General features: G+C 57.9%; 16 protein-coding genes. All 16 read left to right on the top strand.

Annotated elements, in window-relative coordinates:
- The first annotated feature begins 40 nt into the window (after positions 1-40).
- The 16 genes from AC07OV_RS03865 to AC07OV_RS03790 all read left to right on the top strand — a co-directional run bounded on the left by AC07OV_RS03865 (position 41) and on the right by AC07OV_RS03790 (position 15,154).
- Positions 41-544, top strand: coding sequence for a DnaT-like ssDNA-binding protein (locus AC07OV_RS03865; RefSeq protein ID WP_495091594.1), 504 nt, complete (start codon positions 41-43; stop codon positions 542-544).
- 17 nt (positions 545-561) lie between these two features.
- On the top strand, positions 562-933 hold the full coding sequence (locus AC07OV_RS03860) for a hypothetical protein (protein ID WP_495091593.1): 372 nt from the start codon (positions 562-564) through the stop codon (positions 931-933).
- On the top strand, positions 930-1,586 hold the full coding sequence (locus tag AC07OV_RS03855; RefSeq protein ID WP_495091592.1) for a hypothetical protein: 657 nt from the start codon (positions 930-932) through the stop codon (positions 1,584-1,586). Before AC07OV_RS03860 ends, AC07OV_RS03855 begins: the two co-directional genes overlap by 4 nt.
- Complete coding sequence (locus tag AC07OV_RS03850) at positions 1,583-1,999, top strand: phage tail terminator-like protein (RefSeq protein WP_495091591.1); 417 nt, start codon at positions 1,583-1,585, stop codon at positions 1,997-1,999. The genes AC07OV_RS03855 and AC07OV_RS03850 overlap by 4 nt, the downstream gene beginning before the upstream one ends.
- 73 nt (positions 2,000-2,072) lie before the next feature.
- On the top strand, positions 2,073-2,729 hold the full coding sequence (locus AC07OV_RS03845; RefSeq protein WP_495091590.1) for a phage tail protein: 657 nt from the start codon (positions 2,073-2,075) through the stop codon (positions 2,727-2,729).
- A 3-nt stretch (positions 2,730-2,732) separates the two neighbouring features.
- On the top strand, positions 2,733-3,113 hold the full coding sequence (locus tag AC07OV_RS03840) for a phage tail assembly chaperone (protein WP_495091589.1): 381 nt from the start codon (positions 2,733-2,735) through the stop codon (positions 3,111-3,113).
- Between the two features lie 47 nt (positions 3,114-3,160).
- Entirely contained in the window at positions 3,161-3,433 is a 273-nt protein-coding gene (locus tag AC07OV_RS03835) for a DUF1799 domain-containing protein (protein ID WP_177117031.1), read from the top strand.
- A 27-nt stretch (positions 3,434-3,460) separates the two neighbouring features.
- Positions 3,461-6,511 carry a phage tail tape measure protein gene (locus AC07OV_RS03830; protein ID WP_495091588.1) on the top strand — a complete coding sequence of 1,017 codons (3,051 nt, stop codon included), beginning with the start codon at positions 3,461-3,463 and terminating at the stop codon, positions 6,509-6,511.
- Positions 6,511-6,849 (top strand): phage tail protein, encoded by a 339-nt coding sequence (locus AC07OV_RS03825; protein ID WP_495091587.1) that lies wholly within the window; start codon positions 6,511-6,513, stop codon positions 6,847-6,849. The genes AC07OV_RS03830 and AC07OV_RS03825 overlap by 1 nt, the downstream gene beginning before the upstream one ends.
- Positions 6,850-6,860: 11 nt before the next feature.
- Positions 6,861-7,613 carry a phage minor tail protein L gene (locus tag AC07OV_RS03820; RefSeq protein WP_495091586.1) on the top strand — a complete coding sequence of 251 codons (753 nt, stop codon included), beginning with the start codon at positions 6,861-6,863 and terminating at the stop codon, positions 7,611-7,613.
- A gap of 2 nt (positions 7,614-7,615) precedes the next feature.
- Positions 7,616-8,368, top strand: a complete 753-nt coding sequence (locus AC07OV_RS03815) for a C40 family peptidase (RefSeq protein WP_495091585.1) — start codon at positions 7,616-7,618, stop codon at positions 8,366-8,368.
- Positions 8,369-8,466: 98 nt separating this feature from the next.
- Complete coding sequence (locus AC07OV_RS03810) at positions 8,467-9,546, top strand: DUF6161 domain-containing protein (RefSeq protein WP_495091584.1); 1,080 nt, start codon at positions 8,467-8,469, stop codon at positions 9,544-9,546.
- Between the two features lie 426 nt (positions 9,547-9,972).
- Positions 9,973-10,554, top strand: a complete 582-nt coding sequence (locus tag AC07OV_RS03805; RefSeq protein WP_495091583.1) for a tail assembly protein — start codon at positions 9,973-9,975, stop codon at positions 10,552-10,554.
- Positions 10,555-10,613: 59 nt separating this feature from the next.
- On the top strand, positions 10,614-14,183 hold the full coding sequence (locus tag AC07OV_RS03800) for a TipJ family phage tail tip protein (protein WP_495091582.1): 3,570 nt from the start codon (positions 10,614-10,616) through the stop codon (positions 14,181-14,183).
- Positions 14,180-14,524, top strand: a complete 345-nt coding sequence (locus tag AC07OV_RS03795; RefSeq protein ID WP_495091581.1) for a hypothetical protein — start codon at positions 14,180-14,182, stop codon at positions 14,522-14,524. The genes AC07OV_RS03800 and AC07OV_RS03795 overlap by 4 nt, the downstream gene beginning before the upstream one ends.
- Positions 14,525-15,154, top strand: a complete 630-nt coding sequence (locus AC07OV_RS03790; protein WP_495091580.1) for a hypothetical protein — start codon at positions 14,525-14,527, stop codon at positions 15,152-15,154.
- Positions 15,155-15,156 lie beyond the last annotated feature (2 nt).

The following is a 15,156-nucleotide window of genomic DNA, read 5'->3' as shown; positions in this document are numbered from 1 at the left end:
GCCCGGCTACCTATCTCAAACCATTCCAGTGAGTTGACGCATGACACTCATCATCGAGGACGGCACCGGCAAGCCTGACGCCGAAAGCTACGCATCCGCCGAAGACCTGGCCATGTACGGCGTGAAGTTCGGCGTGACCATCCCGGCGGAAGTGCCAGCACAGGAAGCGTTGCTGCGGCGGGCAGCGCTGGCAATGGATGGCATGACGTGGAAAGGGCGAAAGTCCAACAGCGAGCAGGCCCTGTCCTGGCCACGCCGCGGCGTCGAACTGGATTACGAAATCAAGCCAGACAACTATCTGCCGGCGCGTATCCAGTACGGCCAGATGGCCCTGGCCGCCGAGATCCATCAGGACGACATCGACCCAATCGACAAGCGCAAAGGTGCTGTGACGCTGGAACGCGTCGAGGGCGCGGTAACTCGCGAGTACGCAGCGATCCCGAACACCAGCGGCCGCCTGCTGCCGGCGGCGCCGGATCGGCCGAGCGCTACCCAGTTCGCCGATTACCTACAAAAGCGCGGGCTATTCGCAATCCGCGCATAGCCGCAACGGAGAACACCATGGCCACCTTCTACGACGAAATGGCCGTGCTGGCTCTGGATATGATCACAGAGTTCGGTCAGCCTGTGATCATCAGTAAAACAAAGCCTGGCGAGTACGACCCGGAGACGGGGGGTGAAGCTCCGGGTTTCACTGTCGAGCAAACAGCCCAAGGCATCATATTCGACTTCACCGGCCTAGAATTCCAGAACAACAGCCTCATCAAGCAGGGCGACAAGAAGCTCAAGATCGCCGCGCAGGGATTGGCCTGGGTACCGGGCCTGCTCGACAAGGTGGTCGCTCAGGGTCGCACCTGGTCAATCGTTCCGCCGCTGAAAGAGGTCAACCCCGCCGGTACGCCAATTCTGTATGAGCTACAGGTGCGGTCATGAGCCGGGCGGGCGCCGGCCAATCCGGCAGATTCGCCCTGAGCCTGGCCGAGTTCGCCGCCCATGCCAGTGAAGCCATCGACGCGAGCCTGCGCGAGATCATCATCGAGATCGGCAGCAGCATCATCCGCATGTCGCCAGTGGGCAATCCTGAAATATGGGCTGCCAACGTCGCTCATCGCGAGGCCAATTCCCGCGCTGCCGATGCCTATGACTTCAAAGTCGCCGTCCGCAACACGCTCATAAACCTGAACGAATCAAATTTCACGAAGGCTGGCAATCTCAAACGCGGCGTCAAATACGCCAAGCCGCTGACGAAGACCGAGCGCGACCAGAACTTCAACGTGAACGGCCTGGTCGCTGGCCAAGACTATGTTGGCGGCCGCTTTCGGGCGAACTGGAATTTCTCCATCGGATCTGTCGACAACAGCTTCCGTATTCACCCGGACCCAACAGGTGCTGGGGCGACTGCGCGGCTTGTGGCGGGTGCTATCGAGTTCAAGGCCGGGCAAACGGCTTTCATCGTAAACAACTTGCCCTATGCCATTCCTCTGGAGTTCGGCCACTCCACCCAGGCCCCTGGCGGCATGGTTCGGGTAACCGTGGCTCGCTTCCAGCAGATCGTGCTGGAGGCCATCAGGAACAACCAGGTATGACTCACGCAATCATCGCTTCGATTTACGAGGCCAGGCTGATCACCTGGAACGCTGGCAGGTCGGAGAAGTTAAAGATCGTTTTCGAGAACACGGCCTACACACCGGGCGCGGGCGAGACTTACCTCCGGGCGTTCATGATCCCGGGCGACACCGCGAGCAACACGCTCGGCGGTGACCACAGGCTGTTCACCGGCGTGTTTCAGGTCAGCATCATCGCGCCTGCGGGCACGGGTAAGACCAAGACGAACCCTATAGCGGCTGAATTGACCGATCTGTTCCCGCTATACGGCAGGGACACGAAGGGCTCGGTCACCGTGGTGACAATGTCGCCGGTCGACCAGGCCCCCGGCATCACCGGCGATTCCACCTATACGGTCCCGGTCTCGTTCTTGTACCGAGCCGACACGAACTGATCCCGCCCATTGGGCAAACACACAAACCCGCCATTGAGCGGGTTTTTTCACATCTGCAAAGAGGAAAATCCCCATGGGCTACAAACTCCCGAACGGCGGCACCTTCCAGCACGCCGCAACCTACGGCGCAGCACTGGCGTTCGCTGCCATCAGCAATGCGAGCGAGGCGGTGGCTACTGTAGTCGGCGGCACCATTGCTGCTGGCGATATCGTTCTGCTCACGTCCGGCTGGAGCAAGCTGGATAGCAAGGTTGTGCGCGTGAAGGCGGCCACCGCGACGGCTATCACCCTGGAAGGTATCGACACCACCGATACTCAGGTTTTCCCGGCAGCAGGCGGTGCAGGCACTATGCGCAAGGTGCTGACCTGGGTGCAGATCCCTCAGATCTCCGACGTGGCCTTCTCCGGCGGCGAACAGAACTACCTGGATGTGGTGTTCCTCGAAGATGACCAGGGCAAGCAAATCCCCACCGACAAATCGGCGGCAAGCATGGTGCTGACCATCGCTGACGACCCGGCCCAGGCGTTCAACGGTGTGTTGTTGAAGGCGGACGCTGGTAAGCAGATCGAAGCGGCACGCCTCAATCTGCCCGGTAACGACATGCTGTTGTACGGCACCTACACGTCGTTCTCCAAGCAGCCGGCAGTCTCCCGCAACAACCTGTTGACGCGCACCGTCAACCTGGCACTGCAGGCTGAGCCGACCCGTTACCTGACTGCGGTGGCGTAACCCATGGCAAAGATCAGAATTGCCCAAAACCCGACGTTCAAAGCCTTCGTGTCGATCCCGATCGTTGGGGGTGAGCCCGAGAAAATCGAGTTCACCTTCAAATATCGGGATCGCCCAGGTCTTGCCGCTCTGTTTGATGAGTGGAACCTGAAACGCGATGAAGCTCGGACTGCCTTGGGCGACAACCCAACGCTTTCCGAAATCGTTGCCGCCGACACTGAGCAGCAGTCGCAGCAGATCAAGGACCTGGTAGTTGGCTGGGGCTTTGATGACAAGTTCGACGACAAGAGCATTCGTGCGCTGGTGACGTCCTGCCAGGGCGCTGCCGAGGCGGTCGTGAGCGCCTACCAGAACGCATTCAACCAGGCCCGCCTGGGAAACTGACGGACGCCGCCCGCGCACTCTACGCGCCGGCGGCACCTGCTGAACTAATCGGTTTGTTTGGGCTTTCCCCGGGCGACCTTGAAGAGGTGACCGAGGTCTGGCCCTGTAACTGGCCGGCTTTCTACCTGTTCAACAGGATGTCGACTCAGTGGCGGGCAGGCGCCGGCGGCGCGATCGGCCTGGACTACACCTGCATCCGTGACGTGGCCGGCTTCCTCGGCATCAAGAAAAAGAAACTCGCTGAAATCTTCCCTGACCTTCAGGTGCTGGAAGGCGAAGCCCTGCGCGTCATGGCGGAGGAAAGGGAAAACAGCCCGTAACCGCGGGCACTTATTCAAGGTGAGTCGATGAACATTGCAGAACTCGGCGTCAAGATCGACTCGGCCGATGCAATCCAGGCAAAAACGAGCCTGGATGAAATGGCGAAGGCCGGCGGCCGGGCGGAGCAGTCCGCCGTTTCGCTCATGAATGAAATGCAGGCCCTCGAAAAGTCGCTGTCTACCAGCGCCAAAACTACCCAGGACCTGGCCAAGCAGCGCGACGCCCTGGCGAAGCTGACCAAGACCGGCGCCTATGGCGAGGCCGAGGCCGCGAAGATATCGGCGCAGCTCGATAAGCAGCAGGTGGCCCTGGCCAAGTCCGCTATGGACGAGCAGAAAGCCCTCAACAGTCTGCTGGGCGCTATTGACCCGGCTCGCGCCGCAATGGCGAAGCTGGACACCCAGGTCGAGCAGCTTGGTAAGCACCTTGACGAGGGACGCATCAGTCAGGAGCAATACAACAGCGCTCTGAAGAAAATCGACGGCAAGTATGCCGAGCTCGATAAAACCAGTTCGGCTTTTGCAAGTCTTGGGCTGAATACCAAGGTTGCCCGGCAGAACGTCGTTCAACTGGGCAACGCCCTTGCCGAGGGCAATATTCGGGTCGCTGCGCACAACATTGTGGAGTTGGGTACCAATGCCGGTGCGTCGGCCATCCGAATCGCGGCTATGGCTGCGCCCATTGGCGTTGCTGTAGCGGCGGTTGGGGCGCTCGCCTATGGTTTTGTTCAAGGTAGGGCGGAGGGAGACAAGTACAACAAGTCGCTGATGCTCACTGGCAACTACGCCGGGGTCAGTGCGGGTCAACTCGGAGATATGGCGCGCCAGGTAAGCGCTACTGTCGGATCCACTGGTCAAGCCGCCTCTGTGCTGGCGCTGCTAGCTGACAATGGGAAGATCGCGGGAGCGAGCTTTGCCGAGATCACTCAGGCGGCCGTATCGATGCAGGAAGCGACCGGTAAGGCCATCGGCGAGACGGTTGCCGAGTTCTCCAAACTGGCAGACGATCCGGTGAAGGCATCGGCAGCTTTGAATGAGCAGTATCACTACCTGACCGCCTCGGTTTACTCCCAGATAGTTGCTTTGGAGAAACAGGGCGACCATGCCGGCGCCGTGAAGCTCGCGACCGATGCATACGCCGACGCGATCAACGCGCGAACCCCGAAGATTCTGGAAAATCTAAGTCTTTGGGAAAAGGCTTATAACGCTGTATCGCGGGCAGCCGACGGCATCAAAAATGCTGGCCGCCCAGATATCGGCGCAGACATTGAGCAGGCGCGCCGAGACCTGGCCGAAGCTCAAAAAGGCAATGTCGGAGCCTTCCAAAACAAGCAGGAGATGATCGACCTCTACCAGAACCGCCTCAATATGCTGGAGGACCAGAAAGCGGCGGAGGCGGATATTGCTAAGTGGGAGGGCGAGCAGGCGAAGGCACAGCGTGACGCCATTACCTCAATGGATAAGATCGACGCGCTAACAAAATCGTCCTGGACGAATGAGCAGAAACGTACTGAGGCTATCAAGGATTACAAGCGACAGCTTGAAGACATCCGCAAGGTTGATCCGAAGGATTCGCGTCTCAATCAGGCGGCCATCGACAAGAACATCGCCAACATTAACGACAAGTTCAAAGACCCAAAAGCGGCCGGCACTCAGGTCGACCTGACCAGCTTCAACAACGCCAAGAACGACCTGGCGGCCATCACCGACACCTATAAAAACTACCAGAAGGAACTGGAAGCGGCGCAGAAGGCAGGCCTACTTTCCGAAGAGGACTATCTGCTTCGGCGCCAAGCTCTGATCGGCAACCAACTCGACCAAACGACAGCGGCCTACGAGGCCGAGATTGCTGCGCTGGAGGCCGCGAAGGGCAAGAAGAGTACGTCGGCCGCGCAAAGCATCCAGCTGGACCAGAAAATCGCTGACGCGCGCGCAGGCATGGTCAAGGCGCAGAAGGATGCCGATAGCCAGCTGGAGGTTCTGGCGACCAACGAGACCGGCCGCCTTGCCAAACAGGAGCGGGCGATCAGCACTTACGTGCAGGCGCTGGGGCAGCAACAGCGGGCCTTGGAATTGGCCGGCCAGCGCGCAGTTATTGGCGTAGGACAGGGCGATCGTCAGAACGCCCTCAGCGGCGAGCTAAACAGTCAGCAAGACCGGTTTGCTCAGCAGTCGTTGGAGTTGGCCAACCAGAAGTCCGATCCGTCGCGAAACATGTCGGAGGAAGAGTTCAAGCGTAAATCGCAGGCGCTCGCGGACGCTAACAAGGCGGCTACCGACCAGATCCGGCAGAACTACGCGGATGTGGAGGCTGCGCAGGGCGATTGGACCAATGGCGCGACCTCTGCCTGGGCGAATTATCTGGATTCGGCGAGGAACATTGCTGGCCAGACTAAGACGCTGTTCGGTAACGCTTTCAGCTCCATGGAGGATGCCGTCGTCAACTTCGCCATGACTGGGAAGCTGTCGTTTGCTGACTTCGCGAAATCAATCCTGGCCGACATGGCGCGCATTGCCACCCGGCAGGCAAGTTCTGCTCTGCTCAGCAGTCTGTTTGGTGCTGGGCTCAGCTACTTCAGTGGCGGCGGTGGTGGAAATGGGCTGGCTGCAGGTTCAGCAGGGGCGAATTCGTCGAACCTCGGTGCATCTGCAGACGGTTATTCCAGCACGTACTTCCCGCAAGCGAAGGGCGGCGCCTGGTCGGGCGGTGTGCAGATGTTCGCCGATGGCGGCGCCTTCACCAACTCAATCGTCAGCAAGCCCACGGCGTTCGGCATGGCCAACGGCAAAACCGGCGTCATGGGCGAGGCAGGGGAGGAGGCAATTATGCCCCTGACCCGGACTTCGAGCGGCAAGCTTGGGGTTATGGCCATGGGCGGCGGTGGGGCTGGCGGAACGCAGATCAATGTCGAGGTGCACATCGATGGCGACGGCAATGCATCGTCCACCGCCGACGCACCCGGCTACGACCTGTTCGGCAAGGAGCTGGCGACGTTCGTAGAGCAGAAATATCAGGAGCTGCGCTCTAAGGATATGCGCCAGGGCGGCGTCATCAACAATGCAATCAAGGGGCGATGATGGCTATCGAGCGATTCATCTGGGCAACGGAGAAGGGCGCGGAGGGTGATATCACCCAGCGCGTCCGGGCCAAAAAGTTTGGCGATGGCTATGAGCAGACGGTCGAGGACGGACTGAACAACCGGTCGCAATCCTGGCCGGTGACCTTCACCGGTTTGAAGGGGCGCATCAAGGACATCATGGCGTTCCTCGACCGGCACAAAGGGGCGAAGGGCTTCCTCTGGGAGCCGCCCCTGGGTGAGCTTGGCCTCTACAAGTGCAACGGCTACAAGCCTGTGCACCGTGGCGGCCAGGTCTACGCCATCACCGCTACTTTCCAGCAAACCTTTCATCCCTGAGATAACCGCCCATGGCACTGATCACGGACATCCAGAAGCTGGAGCCCGGCGGCGAGATTCGCCTGTTCGAAATTGACGGGACGGAATACGGCGCCGATTACCTGCGCTTCCACGGTCACGCCATCCCGCACACGCCAGAGGAATTGCTGGCCTATGAGGGGGCGGAAGAGGATCTGCCCGCAAAGACGATTATCTGGCAGGGGCAGGAGTACGCAGCCTGGCCGGTGCAGATTGAGGGTATTTCCTCCAGTAGCGATGGCACCGCGTCTCGACCGACCTTCGCCGCCGGCAACGTCAACGGGCGCGTCACGGCGCTGTGCCTGGCCTTCGAGGACATGCTCAAGTTCAAGCTGACGGTTCGCGAGACGCTGGCCCAGTACCTGGACGCGGCAAACTTCCCTGAGGGCAACCCGACAGCCGACCCAACCCAGGAGGCGCTGGAGATCTGGTACATCGACCAGAAAACCAGCGAGGACGGCGAAGCGGTGGTGTGGGAGCTGTCTTCCCCGGGCGAGATCGACAATCACGGACTGCCTGGTCGCCAGATGACGACCTTCTGCCACTGGGCAATGACCAATGGCTACCGCGGGCCGGACTGCGGCTACACCGGCGCGGCCATGTTCGACGATGAGGACAATCCCACGGACGACCCAGCGCTGGACCAGTGCAAGGGGTGCCTGTCGTCCTGCAAGTTGCGCTACGGCGAGAACAACGAATTGGCCTTCGGCGGCTTTCCTGCTGTTTCCCTCATCGCCCGGAGCTGACTATGCGTAAACACATCATTGCGGCAATCCAGGCGCATGCGGCGGCCCAGTATCCGAAAGAATGTTGCGGCCTGCTGCTGGCCATCGGGCGCAAGCAGAAGTATTTCCCGTGCCGGAACATTGCCACCGAGCCGAGCGAAGAGTTCAGGGTCGATCCCGAGGACTACGCCGCGGCGGAAGACTTGGGCGAAGTGATCGGCATCGTTCACTCACACCCGGACGCCACCAGCAGGCCGTCACCGCATGACTTGGCCATGTGCGAGGCCACGGCCTTGCCCTGGCACATTTTGTCGTGGCCCGAGGGCGACATGCGCACGATCACGCCAACGGGTAGCACTCCTCTGCTCAAGCGCCCGTTTGTGCATGGGGCCTGGGATTGCTGGCAGGTTTGCGCAGATTGGTATAAGCGGGAATGGGGTCTGGAGTTTGAAGCATTCCAGCGCACCGATGGCTGGTGGGAGAATGCGGAGAACGCCAGCCTATACGAGCAGCACTACGAGGCTGCCGGGTTTGTACGCGTCGACCGGCCCCAGCGCGGTGACATGATCGTTATGCAGGTTGGCCGGACAGCTCACCCGAACCATGCTGGCATTTACCTCGGCGCCGATCCGTCGATGCCTGGTGAGGATTCGGGTGTGTTCGGTCCGGGCCCGTTCCTTCTGCACCACCTATACGGCAGGCCGTCTGAGATCATCGTTTACGGCGGGCCTTGGGCACTGCGCACTCGATTAGTACTGCGGCACTCGGATACCTAGAAACTAGAATTTTTGGCATCTGTTCTCATTTGGTGTACCAAAATATTAGGGTATATTGTGATGAACAAATGGTGGCATATGGCCAGGGAGTCGGTTTCGTGAGTGATGAAATGGTAGATTTGAATGCAGGTAGTTCGCGTTATGCCAATATAAAGGGTTTAAAAGGGGAGAGTCTGGCTAACTGGCTGCAGCAAGAAATTAAATATTGGTCCGACCTTCTCAGTATAAGTACTAGAAATAACAATAGGCTTTCCCCGTTTTTGCTGGATGCAATTAATACTTATATTAATGATCTCACGCAAATTATTCCCGACAAAGGAAAAACGTTATTTCCGAGTACGAAGGTTTATGATGAGGTTGTTTCTGCTAATAGTATTGCTAGGCTTCCGATGCATGACGATAAGCAGGCGGAAGAGTTTCGGCTTTCATTTCTTGCCGGAATGGCATTGCCTGTAGTGTTTGCATACCGTTCAGTTTCGGATCTTATGGATGACGGATTCTTACGAGGTTATAATAAAGGTGTGAGTGCCAATTTTGATAAATTCTCAAAGGAAATTGAAAGTTCCATTGAGGAAGTTAAAGATGCTGCGGAAGAATCTTCTGGTGAGATAAAAGTTCAAGTAGATGCGGCGTCCGGAAGAATTTCAAGTTTGGTTAAAGCTGCTACTTCTGCAATCGCGCTTTCAGAGCCGGTAAAGTTTTGGGAGCAAAGGCGGGACATACATAAGGAGAATGCGAAGAGGTACAGTAAATATGCTGCCATTTCCGCAGCTGTATTTGCTGTTGTATTGTTCCTTTCAGTGCTTTATGGTTATGCTGCAGGTATAACGCACACAGTTTTTGGTTATGAGTTTACGCTGCCGAAAACATTTGCTGGAGTTGCAGTTATATTATTGGTTTCTACCGGTGGTATTTGGGCTACACGTATTTTTGTAAAGCTGATGATGGTGAACTTGACTTCTGAAGCTGAGTCGCTTGAACGATCTACAATGATTAAAACTTTTGTTGCCATGCAAGCGGTAGACTCTTCGATTTCTCATGAGAGTCAAATGCTATTTTATACGACTTTATTTAGGCCTTCGAATAATACGATTAATGAAGAGTCGACCGCTCCTGAATATGGGAAGATATTAGATGCTGTCCTGAAAAGTAGAAGTGGTGATAAAACATCCGGCTAGTATTAGGCTTTCGCCAAACCAAAGAGGGAACGACATGCGGATTTTGATAGCGGCTGCAGCGGTGGCGATGCTGGCGGGGTGTGTATCCCCGGGGGATCTTGAGGCGAAGGACCCGAGCATCACCGCTAGTTCTGCCAAAGACCCGAAAAAGTATGCTCTCTGCGTATTTCCCAGATGGCAGGACGCGCGCAGCGACGTGACGATGTCAGAGACTGAGTACGGATATCGCCTTGTTGCAGCAAGCAACAACATGACAGATGAGCTGCTGAGTATCCGAAAGATTTCAAGCGGTAGTTCGGTGAAGCTGTTTCAGCGACTGGCCTGGGGTCCAGGATGGGGCAGAAGTGACATGGAGAAGGCAGTCCGGAACTGCCTATAAATAAACACAAGCCGCCTCCGGGCGGTTTTTTTACGCTTGGAGTAAATATGGCCGCGCTGACAATTGAATACCAACCGCTCACTACCGTCCTCCTCTACGGCCAGCTACGGCAGTTCGGAAGGTCATTCCGGCTGTCTGTGCGCTCACCAGCAGAAGCGATTAAGGCTCTCTGTGTTCAGCTTCCAGACTTTGAACGGTTTATCTCAAACGCCAAGTCTCGAGGGGTTGAGTTCGCTGTTTTCCGGGGAAAAAACGCCCTTGGTGAGAAGGAGGTAGGGTTTTCAGGTTCTGGAGACATTCGTATCGCTCCAATTATCACCGGCAGCAAGCGAGCCGGGCTTATTCAGACCATCATAGGTGCGGTTTTGATTGCCGTGTCCTTCATTCCTGGGTTTCAGGTGCTTGCCGCCCCCGGCATTGCTCTTGCGGCTGGTGGCGTAATACAGATGTTGAGTCCTCAAGCCACGGGCCTGAAGACCAGCGCGGCGCCCGAGAACACCCCCGGCTACGCCTTCGGCAGCGCCAAGAACACAACGGCCTCCGGCAATCCTGTTTCACTGTGTGCAGGTCGGCGACGCTGGGGTGGTGCGATCATCAGCGCCGCCATTTACGCCGAAGACCAGATGTAGCCAACACCCGAAAAACTGAAGCCGCCCAAGAGGCGGTTTTTTTATGCCTGGAGAAAAGCATGGGCGCAGCACGCAAGATCGATGTTTATGGTGCCAAGGGCGGTTCCGAGAAGCCTAAAACCCCAACCGAGGCACCAGACAGCCTGCGTTCCGTCGCCATTGCGAAAATGCTCATTGCGGTGGGTGAGGGTGAGTTTGACGGTGCCCCCACCGCCAAAGACATCTTTCTCGACAACACACCGCTGCAAGACCCGCAGGGAAACATGAACTTCCCGAACGTGAAATGGGAGTGGCGCAGCGGGGCTGTGGATCAGTCCTATATTCAGGGCATCCCATCGGTCGAGAACGAAACTACCATCAGCACCGAGCTCCGCAGCGGAACCCCGTGGGTTCGAGCAATCACCAATACCCAGCTCTCAGCTGTACGAGTGCGCTTTGCCTGGCCTGCGCTCCAATCGGTGGACGCCGGCGGCAACATCAACGGTTACTCGATCGGCTATAAGGTCGAGTTGGCAACGGATGGGGGAACTTACCAGGAGGTTTTGAACGAGGCAGTATCCGGCAAGACCACCAGCCTGTACGAGCGAACCCGCCGCATCAATCTGCCTCGCGCGACAACCGGGTGGCTGCTGCGCATCACTCGACTGACTGCAAACCAGAACAACAACAAAATCTCGGACATCATGCAGATTGCCGGCTTCACCGAGGTGATCGACGCGAAGATTCGATACCCGAACACCGCGCTGCTTTACATCGAGTTTTCCGCCGAGCAGTTCCGCAGCATCCCTGCAGTAACGATCGAATGTGATGGGCGGAAATGGCAGGTGCCGAGCAACTACGACACCAGGTCGCGAACCTATACGGGCGTCTGGGACGGAACATTCAAAGAGGCCTGGACTGACAACCCTGTTTGGCACACTTACGGCATCACCACCAACGACCGTTTCGGCCTTGGCCGTCGCATCAAGCCGTGGATGGTGGACAAGTGGGAGTTGTACCGCATCTCGCAGTACTGCGACCAACTGGTGCCGGACGGGAAGGGTGGCCAGGAGCCGCGATTCATTTGCAACCTGAACCTGCAGAGCAAGGCCGACGCCTGGTCGCTGCTGCGTGATATCTCGGCGATCTATCGGGGCATGACTTACTGGGCCCAGGGCCAGGTATTCACCCTGGCGGATATGCCGCGCGCTACCGACTTCGACTTTGCCTACACCCGGGCGAATGTCATCGATGGAAAGTTCACCTACTCGAGCGCATCGGAGCGCACCCGCTACACGCGGGCGCTGATCAGCTACGACAACCCGCTGAACAACTTCGACACAGACGTCACTGCTGTGACCGATGCAAAGCTCCAGCGGCGCTACGGCGATAACCCGCTGGAGATCAGTGCCATCGGCTGCACCCGTGAATCCGAGGCCCAGCGCCGCGGCAAATGGGCTTTGCTCACCAACTCCAAGGATCGGGCCGTCACCTTCAAGGTTGGCCTGGACGGGCGCATTCCGCTGCCAGGCTACGTGATCCCAATCGCGGATGAACTGCTGGCAGGCCGGCCGGTGGGCGGGCGTATCTCTGCGGTGAACGGCAAGGTTATCACGCTGGATCGCGACACCCAGGCCAAACCCGGCGACCGACTGATCCTCAACCTGCCAGACGGCAAGTGCGAGGGTCGCACCGTGCAGTTGGTGAGTGGGCGGCAGGTGACCGTGACTATTGCCTACTCCGTGACGCCAGAGCGCGAACTGGTGTGGGCGCTGGATGCCGATGACCTTGCTATCCCGTTGTACCGCGTGGTCAGCGTGGCCCGCCCGGAGCCCGGCGTGTTCGAGATATCGGCGGTTCAGTACGACCCAAGCAAGTTCGATCACATCGACACCGGCGCCCGGCTGGAGGAGCGGCCAATCAGTGTTGTGCCGATCACCGTAGTTCCCGCTCCGGCGAGCGTCGACATCACGTCGAACTACTCCGTGGCCCAGGGTCTGGCGATCAGTACCATGAACATCTCGTGGCCTGCTGTGGCTGGAGCTGTCGCATATGACGTGGAGTGGCGAAAGGACAGCGGCAACTGGATCAAGCTGCAACGCACCGGTTCGACGAGCGTGGACGTCACCGGCATCTACTCGGGAGCCTATTTGGCCCGGGTGCGTTCGGTAAGTGCCTTCGAGATTTCTTCGATCTGGAAGAGCTCCAACCTGACCAATCTGGAAGGGAAGGTCGGGTTGCCGCCGGCGGTGGCGTTCCTGTCCACCACCAGCGAACTGTTCGGTATCGGCGTTCGGTGGGGTTTCCCGGCCGGTGCCGAGGACACCCAGCGCACCGAGCTTTGGTATGGCCAGGCCAATGATCTGTCTGTGGCCACCAAGCTGGCGGATCTAGCGTACCCCCAGGCGAATTACAGCATGCAGGCACTCAAGGCTGGCGCGCAGTTCTTCTTCTGGGCTCGCCTCGTTGATCGCACCGGCAACGTGGGCCCGTTCTATCCTGTCGGCAACGGCGTGATGGGCATGGCCAGCGCAGATGCTGCTCCGGTGCTGGACCTGATTGCCGGGCAGATTGGGCGCACGGAGCTTGGCCAGGACATCAACGACGAGATCGACAAGATCCCAGGGCTGCAGGCGCAGATCGATGCACTTGATGGGCTGTCAGCGTACGACCCTGAATCGGTCTATCTCGAAGGTGACCTGGTGGTAGTCGGCAAGCGTATCTACCAGGCCACGCAGTTGGTGCCGGTGAACACCTCGCCGCCGAACGCCGATTACTGGGTGGACGTGGGTCAGGTACTGGTCACCGCGAACGGGTTGGCGCGCCAGGTCGAGATCAACACCACCAGCATCACCGAGCTGGATGGTGTGGTGACAGCCCAGGCGTCGAGCCTTCAGGCCCTGCAGTCGGCGTACCGAGACGACAACGGCGAGGGCGACTTGGCTGACGCACTCCAGGGCTACAACGCGTCGGCGAGTTTTGCGCAGGAAGTGAAGACGCGCGCCTCGCAGAACGCGGCCATGGTGCAGCGCCAGACCGAACTCACCGCCGAGGTTGGCGAAGTCAGCGGCTCGGTAAGTGATTTGGAAAGCGTTGTGGTCACCGATCGGGAAGCAACCGCTCAGGCCATTCAGCAGATCGGCGTGAAGATCGACGACAACTCGGCGGACATTCAAACCGTAAGTCGGGCGCAGGCGGACACTGACGGCAAGCTCTCCACGATGTACTCCGTGAAAATGCAGGTCAACAAGGACGGGCAGTTGGTCACCGCAGGCATAGGGCTCGGCATCGAAGAGAACGAGGAGGGGATCATTCAAAGCCAGTTCCTGGTGAGCGCTGATCGCTTCTCTGTGGTGAGCACGCTTGCCGGTGGCCAGGTGTTCACGCCATTCACGGTGGACAACGGGCAGGTCTTTATGCGCTCGGCATTCATCCAAGACGGCAGCATCACCATGCTGAAGATAGGGCAGGCCTTGCAGTCCGACGACTACGTCACCGGGGTGAAGGGATGGCGCCTGGATAAAGCTGGGAATCTGGAATTCAACGGACCCGCCCCGGGCGGCGGGCGCCTGACGATGACCAATCGTGCGATCAAGGTCTACGACGAAAACAACGTCAAGCGGGTTCAGCTCGGAGATCTGACAGCATGAGTTTCGGGATGAGGATTTGGGGGCCGACAGGGAAGTTGGAACTGGATGAAAACTCATTCACGGTCAGGATTGTTTACTCTGCTGTGGTGGCATTTATCACTGGCGGCAACCGGTACATCAACATTTCAATTCCTGGTATATCACCCGCAACCCACTCGGCAGTTTGTATTCCAATCGGTGTCTACCCTCAAGACCCCAATGCTCAAAACAACTATGCAATCCAGTATGAGCCCGATGTTTACGTCGGTGGTGTGACTGTTTGGTTTGGCAATCGGGCCGCGCCGTTCAATGCCATTAACGGACTTGGGCCGCAGCGTCTTTTAGTTATGAAGGATAGGTAGATGACATATGGTTTGGAATTTACCAATAACAACGATGTGGTAACTCTTGATTCAGAATTTTCCCGGCTTGTTGTTCTGCAGTCGGGTCGGTACTCGGGAGGAGCCGCTTTTTCTCCTCCTATCACTACCCAAGAGCCGCCTCTCGTTTTTGTTCGTCCTGACGGCACCACAACGCTCCAATACACCACTATCAGTGGTGGGCCAGGCAATTGGACAGGCTTCTCGTTTGTGTCGTCGGGTGCGGGAAACTATTTCTGCGCCGCTTTCAAATCGAGAGAGCTGGCAACTTACGGGTTGAGGCTGTGGAATGGTGCGGGTGGCCTTCTGTTTGATAGCGGCACGCCATGCGCACAATTCACTAGGACTGTCAGAAGCTGGACTTATCTAGGGTCTAGTAGTACTGGCCAGGGAACTGTTTTGTCGAGCTGGACCGCTTACTCACCGCTTGATACTGGCGACTACGTGATGATCAATAATATCGGAATGGACGTTGGTGGTAATTCAACTCGCGGCGCAAAGCTATATGTAGTTTGGAACTACGGCAATAATAGGCTGGAGCCTTATATTATCGGCGTGAACAACTCAACAAGCTTTTTTATTCCTATCGTATTTGCAAAGCCTATTTTTTAGGA

Source organism: Pseudomonas sp. GW821-FHT09A09 (genome assembly GCF_059418405.1).
Note: the sequence above shows the minus strand (reverse complement) of the source record. Positions and strands in the feature narration are given on the sequence as shown.